Source organism: Variovorax sp. LjRoot175, from assembly GCF_964253805.1.
GTDB lineage: Bacteria > Pseudomonadota > Gammaproteobacteria > Burkholderiales > Burkholderiaceae_C > Variovorax.
In genome coordinates this window covers 289,850-304,210 of sequence record NZ_CAXURY020000003.1, presented here as the reverse complement: position 1 = coordinate 304,210, position 14,361 = coordinate 289,850, and the positions used below count along the sequence as shown (strand labels likewise).

Sequence of the window (14,361 nt, the reverse complement as noted above, 5' to 3'; positions counted from 1 at the left end):
TCCAGGTTCGCGCATGCGCGCTCATCCCCTCGCGGGGACTGGCCTGGTGGCCAGCCTTGCGCATCCCTGGCGCAGGTGCTGCGCCCCTTGAACATCCATTGATCAGACCTGCCTGCGGCAGGTAGAGGCGCTCGCCGCGCGGCGGTTCCGGTGCGCGTCGACCTCCTGCAGTGCTGCCGTTTGCCTGAGTCCTTCGCCTTGTCCGGTGACTCTGCGCCCGCGCTGCCGGGGGACCGGCTTCGCCTGCAAGGGGGTGTTCATAACGCTGGCGCGTTACGAATGCTTCCCCCTTGCTCCCCCGTCATCGCGGTCGCTGTCGTTCACCGGGCGAAGAACTCAGGAAAACGGCGGCCAGCTCCGGGTAGGAGGCCGATGCGTACCGGAACCCTTCATCGAAGGGCTCTGAATCTAGGAACCCGGCATCTCCTCAACTTCAACTTCAACTGCAAAGGAAAGCGAAATGACTGTCATTGCCAAGCCGAGGAAGGCTGCTGCATCGCGTGCCCAGAAGACGGGGAACAAGGCAGCGGCCGGGAAGATCGAGACGCCTGTGGCTGTGGAACCCGCAGGGCGCGATGTGCTGGTGCCGCTGGACCGGCTTTTCATCAGCGAAGCGAATGTGCGCAAGGTGCACCACGAGGAAGGGCTCGTCGAACTCGCCGCGTTGATCGAGGCGCAGGGGCTGCTGCAGCGCCTCAGTGTGGTCGCCGTGCCCGATGGCCGGTTTGCCGTGGTGTGGCGGGCGGCCGACGTCTGCGTGCCATGCAGGTGCTCGCGCAAAGCGGGCGCTGGTCGGGCTCGCAGCCGGTCGAGTGCAAGCTGTACGAGCAGGCGCAAGCGCTGCAGGTTTCGCTGGCCGAGAACTCGGGCCGCGAGGCCATGCATCCGGCCGACCAGATGGAAGCCTTCAAGCGGCTGATCGAAGGGGAAGGGCTCACCGTAGCGCAGGTGGCGGGACGCTTCGGTGTCTCCCCATTGACCGTGGAGCGACGCCTCAAGCTCGCGCGCCTGTCACCGCGCTTCCTCGACATGTACCGCGCCGGCGAGATCGAGCCCGATCAACTGCACGCCCTGGCGCTGCTTGAGAGCCACGCGACGCAGGAGGCGGTGTGGGAGGGCCTGAGCCCCTACGACCGCAGCGCCTGGCGCATCCGCAACGCCGTGACGGCCGAGGCCTGCAGCGCGGACAGCCGGCTGGCGCGTTTCGTCGGGCTCGACGCCTACGAAGCCGAGGGCGGCACGGTGCGCCGCGACCTGTTCGCTTCCCTGGATGACCTCAGCGGCATCTACCTGGACAACCCGCCACTGCTGCAGACGCTTGCCATCGACAAGCTGCGCGGTGTCGCCGCGGGGATCAAGGAGGAGGGCTGGTCATGGGTGGAATGCTCGCTCGACGCCGACACGACGTCGTGGCGCGGCTATGGCCGCGCGGACAAGGAGCGGCGGGAACCAACCGCCGAAGAGGCTGCGCTGATCGAGCAACTCACGGCCGAGCAACGCGCCCACGCGCAAGCCTACGACCGGCATCAGGAGAAGGGCGATCCCGACGCCGAGGACTTCGAGCTCGTCGAGCAGCAATTGTGCGAAGCGCTCGACACGGCCGAGCAAAAGCTCGAAGCCGCCAGCGAGGGACTCTGGCAATGGCCAGCCGAACGGCTCGCGATCGCGGGGGCACTGATCCGGCTCGACAGCCGTGGCGATGTCGTGATCGACCGTGGCCTCCTTCGTCCGAGCGACCGCAAGGCGGCGGCCGCCGGGGCAGGCGCAGGGGAGGGCGGGGAGGATGAATCGGCACCTCGCGACCTGTCTTCGACCTCACGTCCGGAGTTCAGCGAGAAGCTCATGCGCGATCTCACCTCGCACCGGACGGCGGCGATCCAGGCCGCGCTGGTGCAGAACCCCGACATCGCGCTGGTGACGCTGGTGCACCGGATGGCAGAGACGGTGTTCGGTCTCTACGGGTCGGGCGACGACATCGTGAAGGTGTCGGTTCGCGTGACGGGCGACAGCACATTGGCGCAGGAGGCGAGCGAGTATTCGGAGAGTCCTGCAGCGACGGTGCTTGGCGGCGCAGAGACCGAGTGGGGTGACCGCCTGCCGGGAAATCCTGATGCATTGTTCCGATGGTTGTTGGCCCAACCCCAAGAGACGCTGCTCGAATTGCTCTCCTACTGCACGGCGCGCAGCGTCAACGCCGTGGCTGGCCGCCCGCGCTCCTGCAACCACAGCGATACCCTCGCCGAAGCCTTGGGCGTGGACATGGCCGACTGGTGGGTGCCGACCGTCGCGAACTACCTGCGCCACGTGAGCAAGGCCAAGGCACTGGAGGCCGTGAAGGAAGCCACCGGCAGCGATGCCACCCGGGCCGTGGCCGGGATGAAGAAGCCCGATGCGGTGGCGCACTGCGCCAGCAAGCTGGAAGGCGCGCGCTGGCTGCCCGTACCGCTGCGGTCCCTGAGCGCGCAGCCGCGCACACGCGAAGACGACGCATAGCAGGGACGGCGCGCCAGCGACGTCTCGCGCGGCGCGCCGACTCTCTTTCCTATCAGCCCACCCTTCGACGATTTCGATCCCATGGAGGCACACATGAACGCACGAATCCCCGTCCTGGTCGTCACCTGCGGTATGGCAGCGCTGCTGGCCATCCTCACCCTCGCCGCCCGGCCTGCAGCGCCAGAGCGTGCCGCCGCCCCGATCCACGGCGTCTTTGCTGCCCGGTTCCAGCCCGTCCTGGAGGGCATTGGCAGCACGCGCGACCTGACGCCGGTCCCGCTGGGGAAAGCCGATGAGGCAGAGTCCTCGCCATCCGATGGCAAGACCGCCAGGACTGATCGCCATGAACCGCACAGCCGACGGCGCTAACGCCGCGTCATCCGCCGACCGGCCCGGGCCGCTGTCCCGGTTCGAGGGCCGGTGCCTGTACCGCCGCACCTGCGAGTGCGACGAGGTGCTGCAACTGGCCGTGCTCGGCGTGGAGCACACGCAGGAGCGCCATGGCGACGATCCGACGCTCAGCCTGATCGCCGAGTTCCTGCGCGATGCGGAGTACGCCGTGCAGCAGGCGCGACGGCTGGCGCAACGATGGCAAGACTGAAAGTGTCGGCATGCCGACACCCTGCCCGATGTTGGCATCCAGGGCAGTCAATGAAGGCGTTCGAGGTCCGTCATCGGGGATGACGGGCCTCTCTCTTTGAGCCAGGCGGGTGCTTTCATCGTCAGCCTGGTCGTCGAGCTCGCGCTGGGAAGAGGAGCGCATGGAGCTTGGTCTCTCGGTGTCGTGTGGATCAAAGGTGTCGGCATGCCGACACCCTGTCCGATATGAGGCCTCGAGGGCAGGCCATGAAGTCGTCGGAGACCTGTCATCGGTGATGGTGGACCTCTGTCTCTTTGAGCCAGCCCAGCGCGAGCTCGGCGATCAGAGAAGCGCGTCAAGTTTGGACTGTCGGTGCTGTGCGGATCGAAAGGTGTCGGCATGCCGACACCCAAGGCCTTGTGCGGTGTTGAGGGCAGGATAGACTGCCGTCAGACATTGTTAACAGCCATGGCGTTGCGATGACCAAGACTTCTCGATCGAGCGTGATTGGGACCCGGGTGTCGTCCGATACGAGGGCGCGGTTTGCCGCGCTGGCCGCGCGCCACCAGCTCAGCGAGTCGGGTCTGCTCGCGAAGCTGGTCGACGAAGTGCTTAAGGACAACAGCTCTGTGCCGCGCGGATCGAGCGAGCAACGGATCGCGCGTGATTCGACTGTCGAGGGTGTTGCGGAGGAACGCATCACGCTGCGGCTTCGCAACGGCGATCGAACGTTGGCGGCACAGCGGGCCGGCGCCCGCGGGATGAAGATTGGCAGCTACCTAGCCCTGCTGATTCACAACCATGTCCGCGGCTCGGCGGTGCTGCCGCCGAACGAGCTGGACCTGATCAAGGCAAACGGCGCGCAACTGGCTGCGCTCGGGCGGCAGCTTCGAGTGTTCGGCATGCCCAACACCTTGGCGGAGCCGGCGGCGTCGGAACTGCGCGATGCGATCGCGCTGGCCCGGCGGGAGATCGACGCGGCACGCGAGGCCACGGCCGCCGTCGTGCGCCGGAACCTGATCAGCTGGGAAACTCGCAGCGAGCTGGGCGATGCCTAAGCAGACGGTGAGGTTGGGGCGCAGCAGTCGCTCGCCGGCCGGCGGGGTGCGCGACATGGCGCTGGACATCGTGAGCTACGGTCGGCGAGGACCGAGCGGCACACTGCGCTTCGGAGCCGCGCAGATCGCGCAGATCCAGCGCACGGTGGGTCGCGCGCCCGAGGTGATGGTGAAGGTCTCCGGTGGCGGGCGGGATGTCGGTGGGGTCGACGCGCACCTGCGCTACATCGGCCGGCACGGCAAGCTGCCGATGGAAACCGACGAGGGGCTGACGCTGCAGGGCCGAGGCGCGGCCAAGGAGATCGTGGCCGACTGGCAGCTGGACCTTTGCAAAAGCCAGTACAAGCCGAGGCCGGTCGAGGGCCAGAAGGACACCCGTGCGAAGCTCGTCCACAACCTCGTCCTATCGATGCCGGCTGGCACGCCGCCGGAGAAGGTGGCGGCCGCGGCGCGTGTGTTCGCGCGCGAGAACTTCGCGCTGCAGTACCGCTATGCGATGGTGTTGCACACCGACCAGGCGCATCCGCACGTGCACTTGGTGGTCAAGTGCGAGCACGAGTTCGAGCCCGGCAAGCGTCTCTACATCCGCAAGGCCACGCTGCGGCAATGGCGAGAACAGTTCGCGGCGGTGATGCGCGAACAGGGCGTGGCGGCCAATGCGACGCCTCGGCGGGTGCGAGGGCAGATCCGCAAGCCGTATCGAGACGCGATTCATCATCGGCTCCGCACACTTCGCACGTTCGGCGAGTTGTCGACCGGCGAGCGGGCCAAGCGTCAGCCGCCGAAGACCTCGACCTTCATGCGCGGCAAGCTGGACAGCGTGCTCCAGGCCCTCAGGTCGGGATCGAGAGCACTGGATGCCGGCCAGAAGGCGATGGAGGGTACCCGGCAGGAAGCAGTGGCGGACTGGCGCGCAACGGCGGACATACTTCGAAAACAGGGCGAAGGTGATCTTGCCGCACAGGTTGATCGCTTCCTTGTACGCATGCCCGCAGTGCAGACTGATGCGCAGCGAATGGCTGAGCGCTGGAGAGAGCAGGCCAGAAGCCGAGCGCTGGAGCACTCTTCTCAAGAGCCGCCAAGGCAGCAGACGCGGTGAAGGTCTCTTCAAGACTGGCTGCTGCCGTTCGGCTTCGGCCAGTCGGATGTCGGCGCCTACCGACTGCAGACCTTGGCAAATTTCTTCGCGAACGACCGGTCTATCTTTGCGGGCCTACGGTGCCGCCATGATGCACCGGGAATGGTCGTAGTCCCAAGAACCTCCGCGGTCCAGGCAGCCATCGCCCGATCGTCAGGCCCGCTTAGCCCCCGGAAGCCGACATCGTGTCGGGGGGGTTAATTCCGACCCTGCAAATCCGGGCCAAAGGATTGTTCAACACGGGCTGCACTACGTTTTCGCAGCCGCCGCCTGCTGCGTGAACGAAAGCGCCAGGAAATCCACGAAGGCCCGGACCCGGGCGGCCAGCTGGTGCCGCTGTGGGTACACCGCGTAGATGTCCGCATCGGGCGTGAAGTACTGCGGCAGGACCGGCACCAGCCGGCCGTTGCGGAGATAGCGTTCGATGTCCCACTCGGCCCGCATCAGGATGCCATGGCCGTCGAGCGCCCAGTTGACCGCGATCTCGCCATCGTTGGTCGCCAGGTTTCCGCGCGTCTTGACTGCTTCGGTGTTTGCGCTGCGGCCTCTCCCGCTCGCCAGCCGCCAGACGCCGTAGGCTTCCTCGCCCTGCCGGATGCCGATGCAGTTGTGCTTCGTCAGGTCGTTCGGGACCTTCGGGATGCCATGCTTGGCCAGGTAGGCTGGCGCCGCGCACAGCAGGCGGCGGTTGGCCGCGATGCGCCTTGCGATGACGCGACTGTCCGGCGGTGCGCCAAAGCGCACGCAGACGTCGAAGAGGTCTTCGGTCGGTGCCGGAGGGTTGACCGACAACTGCAGTTGCACCTCGACTTCCCGGTACTTGCGAACGAACCTCGAAATCAGCGGCGCTACGTGGCTGCGCCCGAAGCCCAGCGTGGCGTTCACCCGCAACAGGCCTTTCGGCGTCGCTTTGGAAACTCCAAGAAGCTCCTCCATGCCGTCGATGTCGCCAAGGATCCGGCGCGCGTGCTCGAGGTAGACCTCGCCTTCGGGCGTCAGGCTCATGCGGCGCGTCGAGCGGTTCACCAGCGACACCCCGACGCGTGACTCCATCAGCGCGAGGTGCTTGCTCACCGCGGGCGTGGTGACACCGAGTTCCCGCGCTGCGGCGCTGAGACTTCCGGCACTGGCGAGGGTGGAAAAGAAGCCCAGGTCCGCCGGCAGGATTGCAGAGGTCATGGTCGCTCCACTGTTGAACTCAAGTTAACAATGGATTCACTTTAGCGCCGCGCCGAGGGGGTGTCGAATTCCTACAGTACGCATACCCCTTCAACACCACCCCTCGGAGACAAACCCATGAAGACGTACAAGATCGCAACCATTCCCGGCGACGGCATCGGCAAGGAAGTCGTGCCCGCCGGCCAGCAAGTGCTGGAAGCCCTGGCCTCGGCCGGCAGCAGCTTCAAGTTCGAGTTCGAGAACTTCGACTGGGGCGGCGACTACTTCCGCGAGCACGGCGTGATGATGCCGGACGACGGCCTGAACGCCATTCGCGACAAGGATGCGATCCTGTTCGGCTCGGCCGGCGACCCGCACATCCCCGACCACATCACGCTCTGGGGCCTGCGCCTGAAGATCTGCCAGGGCTTCGACCAGTACGCCAACGTGCGCCCGACGCGCATCCTTCCCGGCATCGACGGCCCGCTCAAGCGCTGCGGCCCGGACGATCTCAACTGGGTCATCGTGCGCGAGAACTCCGAAGGCGAATATTCCGGCGTCGGCGGCCGCGTGCACCAGGGCCATCCGATCGAAGCCGCCACCGACGTGTCGATGATGACCCGCGCCGGCGTCGAGCGCATCATGCGCTTCGCCTTCAAGCTGGCGCAGTCGCGGCCCCGCAAGCTGCTGACCGTCATTACCAAGAGCAACGCCCAGCGCCACGCGATGGTGATGTGGGACGAGATCGCGCTGCAGATCTCCAAGGAGTTCCCGGACGTCAAGTGGGACAAGGAACTCGTCGATGCATCGACGGCCCGGATGATCAACAACCCGGCATCGCTCGACACCATCGTCGCGACCAATCTGCACGCCGACATCCTGAGCGACCTCGCCGCGGCGCTGGCCGGCAGCCTGGGCATCGCGCCGACCGGCAACATCGATCCGGAGCACCGCTATCCGTCGATGTTCGAGCCGATCCACGGTTCGGCCTTCGACATCATGGGCAAGGGCCTCGCCAACCCGGTCGGCACATTCTGGTCGGTCGTGATGCTGCTGGAGCACCTCGGCGAGACCGATGCCGCGAAGCGCGTCATGCAGGCCATCGAGAAGGTCACTGCCGACAAGTCGCTGCACACGCGCGACCTGGGCGGCACGGCGACGACCGCTCAGGTCACCCAGGCCGTGTGCGACCAGGTGGCCGGCAGCACGCAGCGCAAGGCGGCCTGACGGCCCCTCACCCCGGCCGACGGCGGCCGGGATTTCCTTCCTGAACCAAGGGGCCGCGCGGCACGCGCCGCCTCCGAACCCGAAGCGGCCGCCAAGCGCCGCAGGGGCGAACCGTGCCCACACATCCACCAGGAGACAAACCATGCGCCGCTTCTTCGGAAAGCTGTACGTCCAGGTGCTCATCGGCGTATTCGCCGGCGCAGCCCTCGGCTTCTTCGTCCCCCACATCGGCAGCGACTTCAAACCGCTGGGCGACATCTTCATCAAGCTGATCAAGATGGTGTTCGCACCGATCATCTTCGCCACCGTGGTGCTCGGCATCGCCCGGATGGAGAACATGAAGGAGCTCGGTCGCGTCGGCGTCCGGGCCCTGATCTATTTCGAGATCCTGTCGACCTTCGCGCTGGCGCTCGGGCTGGTGGTGGTCAATGTCGTCGGCCCCGGCAACGGCATGAACATCGACCCCACGCAGCTCGATACCAAGGCGATCGCCGGCTACACCGCCGCGAGTGCCAAGCCCGAAGGCTTCATCGACTTCCTCATGCACCTGGTGCCGACGAGCGTCGTCGATGCGCTGGCCCGCAACGACATCCTGCAGATCCTGGTCTTCGCCACCATGTTCGGCGTCGCGCTGTCCCACATCGGCCCGCGCGCCAAACCGGTGGTGGACTTCCTCGACTCGTTCACGCACGGCGTGTTCTCGGTGGTCGGAATGATCATGCGGCTGGCGCCGCTGGCGGCCTTCGGCGCGATGGCATTCACCGTCGGCAAGTACGGCCTGGGCTCGGTCGTCTCGCTGGGCAAGCTGATGGGCACGATGTACATCACCTGCTTCCTGTTCGTCGCGATCGTGCTCGGCATCATCGCGCGGATGTCGGGCTTCAGCCTGTGGAAGTTCCTCAAGTACATCAAGGACGAACTCTTCACGGTGCTGGGCACGAGCTCATCCGAATCCGTGGTGCCGCAGCTGATGCGCAAGCTGGAGCATGCCGGCGTCTCGAAGCCGGTGGTCGGGCTGGTCGTTCCGGCCGGACTGACCTTCAACCCGGATGGCCAGTGCATCTACTACACGATGGCCGCGATCTTCATCGCCCAGGCCACCAACACGCCCTTGACGATGACCGATCAGCTGGTGGTGCTGGGCGTGCTGCTGCTGACCTCCAAGGGCTCCGCAGGGGTCACGGGCTCCGGCTTCATCACGCTCGCCGCCACGCTCGCCTCGATGGGCAAGATCCCGGTCGCCGGCATGGTGCTGCTGCTCGGCGTCGACCGCTTCATGTCGGAAGCGCGGGCCATCACCAACACCATCGGCAACGCGGTCGGCACCATTGCGATCGCCCGCTGGGTTGGCGCGGTGGACCGCGATCGACTGACGCAGGTGCTCGACGGCAAGAGCGATCCCGAGAACCTGGACGAGCTGTACGAAGGCGACGACGACGAGGCAAGCAACGTCAAGCCGATCCGCGTCGAGCTCGGCGGCACGCGGATCGCGGCCTGAATCGGATGGCTGCTGCAATGAATCCCGCAGACATCCGCAACATGCTGCGCGTCATGTTCGACGCCGCAATCGCCGCTGCCCAGCCCGCGCTGTGCGTGCCGCGCCACCTGCCGGCGCCGCCCAAGGGCCGGCTGGTGGTGATCGGCGCCGGCAAGGCCTCGGCCGCGATGGCCCGAGCCGTGGAAGTGCACTGGCACGGGCCGCTGAGCGGCCTGGTCGTGACGCGCTACGGCTACGCCGTGCCCTGTGAGCGCATCGAGATCGTCGAAGCTGCGCATCCGGTGCCCGATGCGGCCGGCGAGCTCGCCGCAGCTCGCATGCTGGAGACAGTCCGGGGTCTCACCAGCGACGACCTGGTGCTGTGCCTGATCTCCGGCGGCGGCTCCTCGCTGCTGCCGCTGGCGTTGCCGGGCCTCACGCTGGAAGACAAGCAGACGCTCAACCGGGCCTTGCTCGCCAGCGGAGCCAGCATCGGCGAGATGAACTGCGTGCGGCGCCATCTGTCGGCCATCAAGGGCGGACGACTGGCCGCGGCATGCCATCCGGCACACGTGGTCAATCTGCTGCTGTCCGACGTGCCGGGCGACGATCCCATCGACATCGCCTCCGGGCCGACCGTGCCCGACCGCACGCGCTGCGCTAACGCACTGGAAATCCTTCGTCGATACGAGATCGATGTGCCGTCACGGGCCCTTGCGCTGCTCGAAACCGGCGAGGGCGAAACGCTGAAGGCGGACGATCCGCGCCTGCCTTCCATCGAAAACCGCTTCATCGCGACCCCGCAGATGGCGCTGGAGGCCGCGGCGGCTGTCGCCCGCGACGCGGGTCTCGAGGCCTGCATCCTCGGCGATGCGATCGAAGGCGAGGCGCGCGAGGTGGCGCGGACGCTGGCCGGCATCGCGCTGCAGGTGGCACGGCACGGCCAGCCGGTGGCGGCGCCGTGCGTGCTGCTGTCCGGCGGCGAGACGACGGTCACCCTGCGCGGAGGCGGCCGCGGCGGGCGCAACGTCGAGTTCCTGCTGGCCCTGGGCATTGCGTTGAACGGCGAGCCCGGCATCCACGCGCTCGCCGGCGATACCGACGGGGTCGACGGCCAGGAAGAGATCGCCGGCGCGCTGCTCGCGCCCGACACGCTGGCCCGCGCACGCGCGCAGGGCCTGAGGCCGCGCGAGCGCCTCGACGACAACGACGGCCACGGCTTCTTCGAGGCGCTCGGCGACTCGGTGCTGACCGGTCCGACGCTGACCAACGTGAACGACTTTCGCGCGATCGTGATCGCTGCCGGTCCCGGCAGCACCGAGCGTGCCCCCAGGAGAAACTGAGATGCGAAGAGAAAAGCACGCGAAGATCGTCGCGACCCTCGGCCCGGCAAGCGACGAGCGGCAGACCATCCAGGCGCTGTTCGACGCCGGCGCCGATGTGTTCCGGCTCAACTTCAGCCACGGGACGCACGAAGATCACAAGCGACGCCTCGACCTGATCCGCGAAGTCGAGCGCGAGAGCGGACGGCCCATCGGCGTGCTGCTCGACCTGCAAGGGCCCAAGCTGCGCATCGGCACCTTCCCCGATGGTCCCGTCGACCTGGTCGAAGGCAAGGCCTTCCGGCTCGACCTGGACACGAAGACGCCCGGCAGCGCGGCGCGCGTCGCACTGCCGCACCCCGAGATCTTCGCGGCGCTCGAAACGGGCACCGACCTGCTGCTGGACGACGGCCGTCTGCGGCTGCGGGTACAGAAGTTCGGCCGCGATTTCGCCGAAACGCGCGTGATCAACGGCGGCAAGCTGTCGGACCGCAAGGGCGTGAACGTCCCCGGCGTGGTGCTGCCGCTTTCCGCCATGACCGCCAAGGACCGGGCCGACCTGGACTACGGGCTCACGCTCGGCATCGACTGGGTCGCGCTGTCGTTCGTGCAGCGTGCCGAAGACATTACCGAAGCGCGCGCCATCATCGGCGGGCGCGCCGGGATCGTGGCCAAGCTCGAGAAGCCGGCAGCCATCGCGTCGCTCGATGCCATCGTGGCCGAGACGGATGCGGTGATGGTCGCCCGCGGCGACCTCGGCGTCGAGATGCCCGCTGAGCAGGTGCCCTCGATCCAGAAGCGGATCATCCGCGCCTGCCGGCGGGCCGGCAAACCGGTGATCGTCGCCACCCAGATGCTCGAGTCGATGGTGGCTGCACCGGTGCCCACGCGGGCCGAGGCCTCGGACGTGGCGACGGCGATCTACGAAGGCGCCGACGCGGTCATGCTGTCGGCGGAATCGGCCAGCGGGCGCTATCCGGTCGAGGCGGTGAAGATGATGAGCAGCATCATCGCGCACACCGAGAGCGATCCCAACTACCGCACCGCGATCGATTCCTCGCGCGCCGAACCGCTGGCGCGCACGGCCGATGCCATCGGCTCCGCGATGCGCGACATCACGGGCCTGCTCAACGCAGCGGCCACCGTCGCCTACACCAGCTCGGGCTACTCGGCGCTGCGCATGGCGCGCGAGCGGCCGCGCGCGCCCATCATCGGCATGACGCCCCGGCTCGCCACGGCGCGCCGCCTGGCGCTCGCGTGGGGCGTCCACGCCGTGCTTTGCCATGAAGTGGTGGACGTGCCCGAGATGAGCGAACTCGCCTGCCGGACCGCGCAGAAGGAAGGCTTCGGCGCCGCCGGGCAAACCATCGTGATCTCGGCCGGCATGCCCTTCGGCACCTCCGGCACCACCAACCTTCTGCGCATCGCGCAGATCTGAACGGGAGCAGACATGCCATCGATCCAACACATCCGCGGCTTCGAGATCCTGGACTCCCGTGGCAATCCCACCGTGGCAGCGGAGGTGGCGCTCTCGGACGGCGCCAAGGGCTTCGCTGCGTCACCCTCGGGCGCTTCCACGGGCGCCCGGGAAGCCATCGAGCTGCGCGACGGCGACCCGAAGCGCTACTTCGGCAAGGGCGTCATCAAGGCAGTCGGCCACGTCAACGGCGAGCTGAGCAAGGCGCTGGTCGGCCGCGCCGCCGAAGACCAGGCCGCGCTCGACCGCCTGATGATCGATCTCGACGGAACCTCGACCAAGTCGCGACTGGGCGCGAACGCGATCCTCGCGGTGTCGCTCGCAGCGGCCAAGGCCGCGGCGGCATCCAGCGGCGCGGCGCTCTATCGCCACATCGGCGGCGCCCGCAAGCCGGTGCTCCCACTGCCGATGATGAACATCATCAACGGTGGCGCCCACGCAGACAACAACGTCGACATGCAGGAATTCATGATCGTGCCGGTGGGCGCGCCCAGCTTCTCCGAAGCGATGCGCTGGGGCGTCGAGGTCTTCCACTCGCTGAAGAGCCTGCTCAGGAGCCGCGGCATGTCGACTGCGGTGGGGGACGAAGGCGGCTTCGCGCCCGACCTGCCGTCGAACGAGGCGGCCATCGAGATCATCCTGGCTGCGATCGAACAGGCAGGGTTCAAGGCCGGAGCGGACATCGCCCTGGGCCTGGACGTTGCGAGTTCCGAGTTCCACAAGGGTGGGCAGTACGAACTGGCGTCGGAGTCCAGGCGCTTCGACTCGGCCCGCTTCGTCGATTACCTGGCGCGCTGGGTCGATGCCTATCCCATCGTGACCATCGAAGACGGCATGGCAGAAGACGATTGGGACGGTTGGGAGCTGCTGACGGCGAAGCTGGGCCGCCGCGTGCAACTGGTCGGGGACGACCTGTTCGTCACCAACACCGAGATCCTGCAGCAAGGCATCGCGCGCGGCGCGGCCAACTCGATCCTGATCAAGCCGAACCAGATCGGCACGCTGACCGAGACGCTCGCCGCCATCGCCATGGCCGACAAGGCCGGATATTCCTCGGTGGTCTCGCACCGCTCGGGCGAAACGGAAGACACCACCATCGCCGACCTGAGCGTGTGCACCGCCGCAACGCAGATCAAGACCGGCTCGCTGTGCCGCTCGGATCGGATGGCCAAGTACAACCGGCTGCTCCTTATCGAGGCAGAGCTGGGCCGCGATGCCGTGTTCGCCGGTCGTGCGGCCATCCATTGCCTTCCCTGACCTCGCTTGCATCGTTGAATTCAAGTTAACGCCGGATTCACTTCCGGCCTGCATTGAACACCCCGCGGCTGCCTACAGTCGCATCACACCCATAAGGAGACAATCATGAAGACTTCGACATTCCGCCCCCGCACCGCCTTGACGGCGATCGCCTTCGGCTTCGCCGCATCACTCGCCGCTGCGCAGGCCTGGCCCGTGAAGCCCATCACCCTGATCGTGCCGTTTCCACCCGGCGGCAGTTCCGATGCACTGGCGCGCGCCATCACCACGCCGCTGTCACAAAGCCTCGGCCAGCCGGTGGTTGTCGAGAGCAAACCGGGTGCCGGCGCGACTGTCGGTGCGGACTACGTGTCCAAGGCCAAGCCGGACGGCTATACGTTGCTCATGGGCGCGGTGCACCACACGATCGCCACCAGCGTCTACAAGAAGCTGCCCTATGACTTCGAGAAGAGCTTCGCGCCCATCATCACGGTGGCTCTGGTGCCCAACGTGCTGGTGGTCAATGCCAAGTCTCAGGCCACCGACGTCAAGAGCCTGGTTGCGCTGGCAAAGGCTTCGCCCGGCAAGCTGTCGTATGGCTCGAACGGCAACGGCACGGTGCAGCACCTGATCGGCACGCAATTCTCAAGTATCGCAGGCGTGGAACTGCTCCACGTGCCCTACAAGGGCAGTGCGCCGCTGACCACCGACCTGCTCGGTGGCCAGGTCGACATGTCGTTCGACACGCTGACGCCTCTGGTGCAGCACATCAAGGCCGGCAAGCTGCGTGCATTGGCGGTGACCACCGCCAAGCGGTCGAGCACATTGCCCGACGTGCCAACGCTGGCAGAAGCCGGCATCAAAGACTTCAATCAGGGCACCTGGTTCGGCATCCTGGCACCGGCCGCGACGCCCAAGGAAGTAGTCGCGAAGCTCAACGCCGAGATGGTGAAGATCATCCGGTCGCCCGAGTTCAAGAAGCGCATGGAAGAGATCGGCGCCGAGTCTGTGGGCGACACGCCCGCTCAGATGGCAACTCAGATCAAGGACGACACGACCAAGTACTCCAAGCTCGTCAAGGATGCCAAGGTCGCGATCGAGTGAGATGAAGCCGGTCCATCTGGAAGTGTCCGGTTGAGGCCAGACAGAAAGGCACAGTTGACCCGTCGAAGAAAGAGCCGCTGAGGTGAAGGGT

13 protein-coding genes are annotated in these 14,361 nt (G+C 66.8%); 11 read left to right on the top strand and 2 right to left on the bottom strand.

All coding sequences use genetic code 11. From position 1 onward, the window contains the following. Positions 1-408 precede the first annotated feature (408 nt). On the bottom strand, positions 409-627 hold the full coding sequence (locus ACSQ89_RS39265) for a hypothetical protein (protein ID WP_436297542.1): 219 nt from the start codon (positions 625-627) through the stop codon (positions 409-411). 135 nt (positions 628-762) lie between these two features. Between ACSQ89_RS39265 and ACSQ89_RS39260 the strand changes: the two genes are divergently transcribed. From ACSQ89_RS39260 to ACSQ89_RS39240, 5 genes are all read left to right on the top strand, one after another. Beyond that, positions 763-2,493, top strand: a complete 1,731-nt coding sequence (locus ACSQ89_RS39260) for a ParB/RepB/Spo0J family partition protein (RefSeq protein WP_436297541.1) — start codon at positions 763-765, stop codon at positions 2,491-2,493. Between the two features lie 93 nt (positions 2,494-2,586). Next, on the top strand, positions 2,587-2,862 hold the full coding sequence (locus ACSQ89_RS39255; RefSeq protein ID WP_436297540.1) for a hypothetical protein: 276 nt from the start codon (positions 2,587-2,589) through the stop codon (positions 2,860-2,862). Continuing rightward, positions 2,837-3,094, top strand: coding sequence for a hypothetical protein (locus tag ACSQ89_RS39250; RefSeq protein WP_436297539.1), 258 nt, complete (start codon positions 2,837-2,839; stop codon positions 3,092-3,094). The genes ACSQ89_RS39255 and ACSQ89_RS39250 overlap by 26 nt, the downstream gene beginning before the upstream one ends. A 458-nt stretch (positions 3,095-3,552) precedes the next feature. Then, the gene (locus tag ACSQ89_RS39245; RefSeq protein WP_436297538.1) at positions 3,553-4,131 is read left to right on the top strand and encodes a hypothetical protein; all 579 of its coding nucleotides are present in this window, start codon (positions 3,553-3,555) and stop codon (positions 4,129-4,131) included. A gap of 55 nt (positions 4,132-4,186) precedes the next feature. Beyond that, complete coding sequence (locus ACSQ89_RS39240; RefSeq protein WP_436297537.1) at positions 4,187-5,230, top strand: relaxase/mobilization nuclease domain-containing protein; 1,044 nt, start codon at positions 4,187-4,189, stop codon at positions 5,228-5,230. A gap of 288 nt (positions 5,231-5,518) precedes the next feature. On the opposite strand, the gene ACSQ89_RS39235 is transcribed toward ACSQ89_RS39240, so the two are convergent. Beyond that, on the bottom strand, positions 5,519-6,448 hold the full coding sequence (locus ACSQ89_RS39235) for a LysR substrate-binding domain-containing protein (protein WP_436297536.1): 930 nt from the start codon (positions 6,446-6,448) through the stop codon (positions 5,519-5,521). A gap of 117 nt (positions 6,449-6,565) precedes the next feature. On the opposite strand from ACSQ89_RS39235, the gene ACSQ89_RS39230 reads away from it, so the two are divergent. The 6 genes from ACSQ89_RS39230 to ACSQ89_RS39205 all read left to right on the top strand — a co-directional run bounded on the left by ACSQ89_RS39230 (position 6,566) and on the right by ACSQ89_RS39205 (position 14,270). Then, a complete protein-coding gene (locus tag ACSQ89_RS39230) occupies positions 6,566-7,654 on the top strand; it encodes a tartrate dehydrogenase (RefSeq protein ID WP_436297535.1) in 1,089 nt (362 codons plus the stop codon). A gap of 142 nt (positions 7,655-7,796) precedes the next feature. Beyond that, the gene (locus ACSQ89_RS39225) at positions 7,797-9,152 is read left to right on the top strand and encodes a dicarboxylate/amino acid:cation symporter (protein WP_436297534.1); all 1,356 of its coding nucleotides are present in this window, start codon (positions 7,797-7,799) and stop codon (positions 9,150-9,152) included. 17 nt (positions 9,153-9,169) lie between these two features. Beyond that, on the top strand, positions 9,170-10,474 hold the full coding sequence (locus tag ACSQ89_RS39220) for a glycerate kinase type-2 family protein (protein WP_436297533.1): 1,305 nt from the start codon (positions 9,170-9,172) through the stop codon (positions 10,472-10,474). A gap of 1 nt (position 10,475) precedes the next feature. Continuing rightward, positions 10,476-11,891, top strand: coding sequence for a pyruvate kinase (gene pyk / locus ACSQ89_RS39215; protein WP_436297532.1), 1,416 nt, complete (start codon positions 10,476-10,478; stop codon positions 11,889-11,891). A gap of 12 nt (positions 11,892-11,903) precedes the next feature. Then, complete coding sequence (eno, locus tag ACSQ89_RS39210) at positions 11,904-13,187, top strand: phosphopyruvate hydratase (protein ID WP_436297531.1); 1,284 nt, start codon at positions 11,904-11,906, stop codon at positions 13,185-13,187. A gap of 105 nt (positions 13,188-13,292) precedes the next feature. Next, the gene (locus tag ACSQ89_RS39205) at positions 13,293-14,270 is read left to right on the top strand and encodes a Bug family tripartite tricarboxylate transporter substrate binding protein (protein WP_436297530.1); all 978 of its coding nucleotides are present in this window, start codon (positions 13,293-13,295) and stop codon (positions 14,268-14,270) included. The last annotated feature ends 91 nt before the right edge of the window (positions 14,271-14,361 follow it).

What these genes read in the sequence shown, in the direction of transcription:
- ACSQ89_RS39250 (WP_436297539.1), top strand. Translation starts at nt 2,837, where the DNA reads ATGAACCGCACAGCCGACGGCGCTAACGCCGCGTCATCCGCCGACCGG.
- ACSQ89_RS39240 (WP_436297537.1), top strand. Translation starts at nt 4,187, where the DNA reads ATGGCGCTGGACATCGTGAGCTACGGTCGGCGAGGACCGAGCGGCACA.
- pyk (WP_436297532.1), top strand. Translation starts at nt 10,476, where the DNA reads ATGCGAAGAGAAAAGCACGCGAAGATCGTCGCGACCCTCGGCCCGGCA.
- ACSQ89_RS39260 (WP_436297541.1), top strand. Translation starts at nt 763, where the DNA reads ATGCAGGTGCTCGCGCAAAGCGGGCGCTGGTCGGGCTCGCAGCCGGTC.
- ACSQ89_RS39255 (WP_436297540.1), top strand. Translation starts at nt 2,587, where the DNA reads ATGAACGCACGAATCCCCGTCCTGGTCGTCACCTGCGGTATGGCAGCG.
- ACSQ89_RS39225 (WP_436297534.1), top strand. Translation starts at nt 7,797, where the DNA reads ATGCGCCGCTTCTTCGGAAAGCTGTACGTCCAGGTGCTCATCGGCGTA.
- ACSQ89_RS39205 (WP_436297530.1), top strand. Translation starts at nt 13,293, where the DNA reads ATGAAGACTTCGACATTCCGCCCCCGCACCGCCTTGACGGCGATCGCC.
- ACSQ89_RS39230 (WP_436297535.1), top strand. Translation starts at nt 6,566, where the DNA reads ATGAAGACGTACAAGATCGCAACCATTCCCGGCGACGGCATCGGCAAG.
- eno (WP_436297531.1), top strand. Translation starts at nt 11,904, where the DNA reads ATGCCATCGATCCAACACATCCGCGGCTTCGAGATCCTGGACTCCCGT.
- ACSQ89_RS39235 (WP_436297536.1), bottom strand. Translation starts at nt 6,448, where the DNA reads ATGACCTCTGCAATCCTGCCGGCGGACCTGGGCTTCTTTTCCACCCTC.
- ACSQ89_RS39220 (WP_436297533.1), top strand. Translation starts at nt 9,170, where the DNA reads ATGAATCCCGCAGACATCCGCAACATGCTGCGCGTCATGTTCGACGCC.
- ACSQ89_RS39245 (WP_436297538.1), top strand. Translation starts at nt 3,553, where the DNA reads ATGACCAAGACTTCTCGATCGAGCGTGATTGGGACCCGGGTGTCGTCC.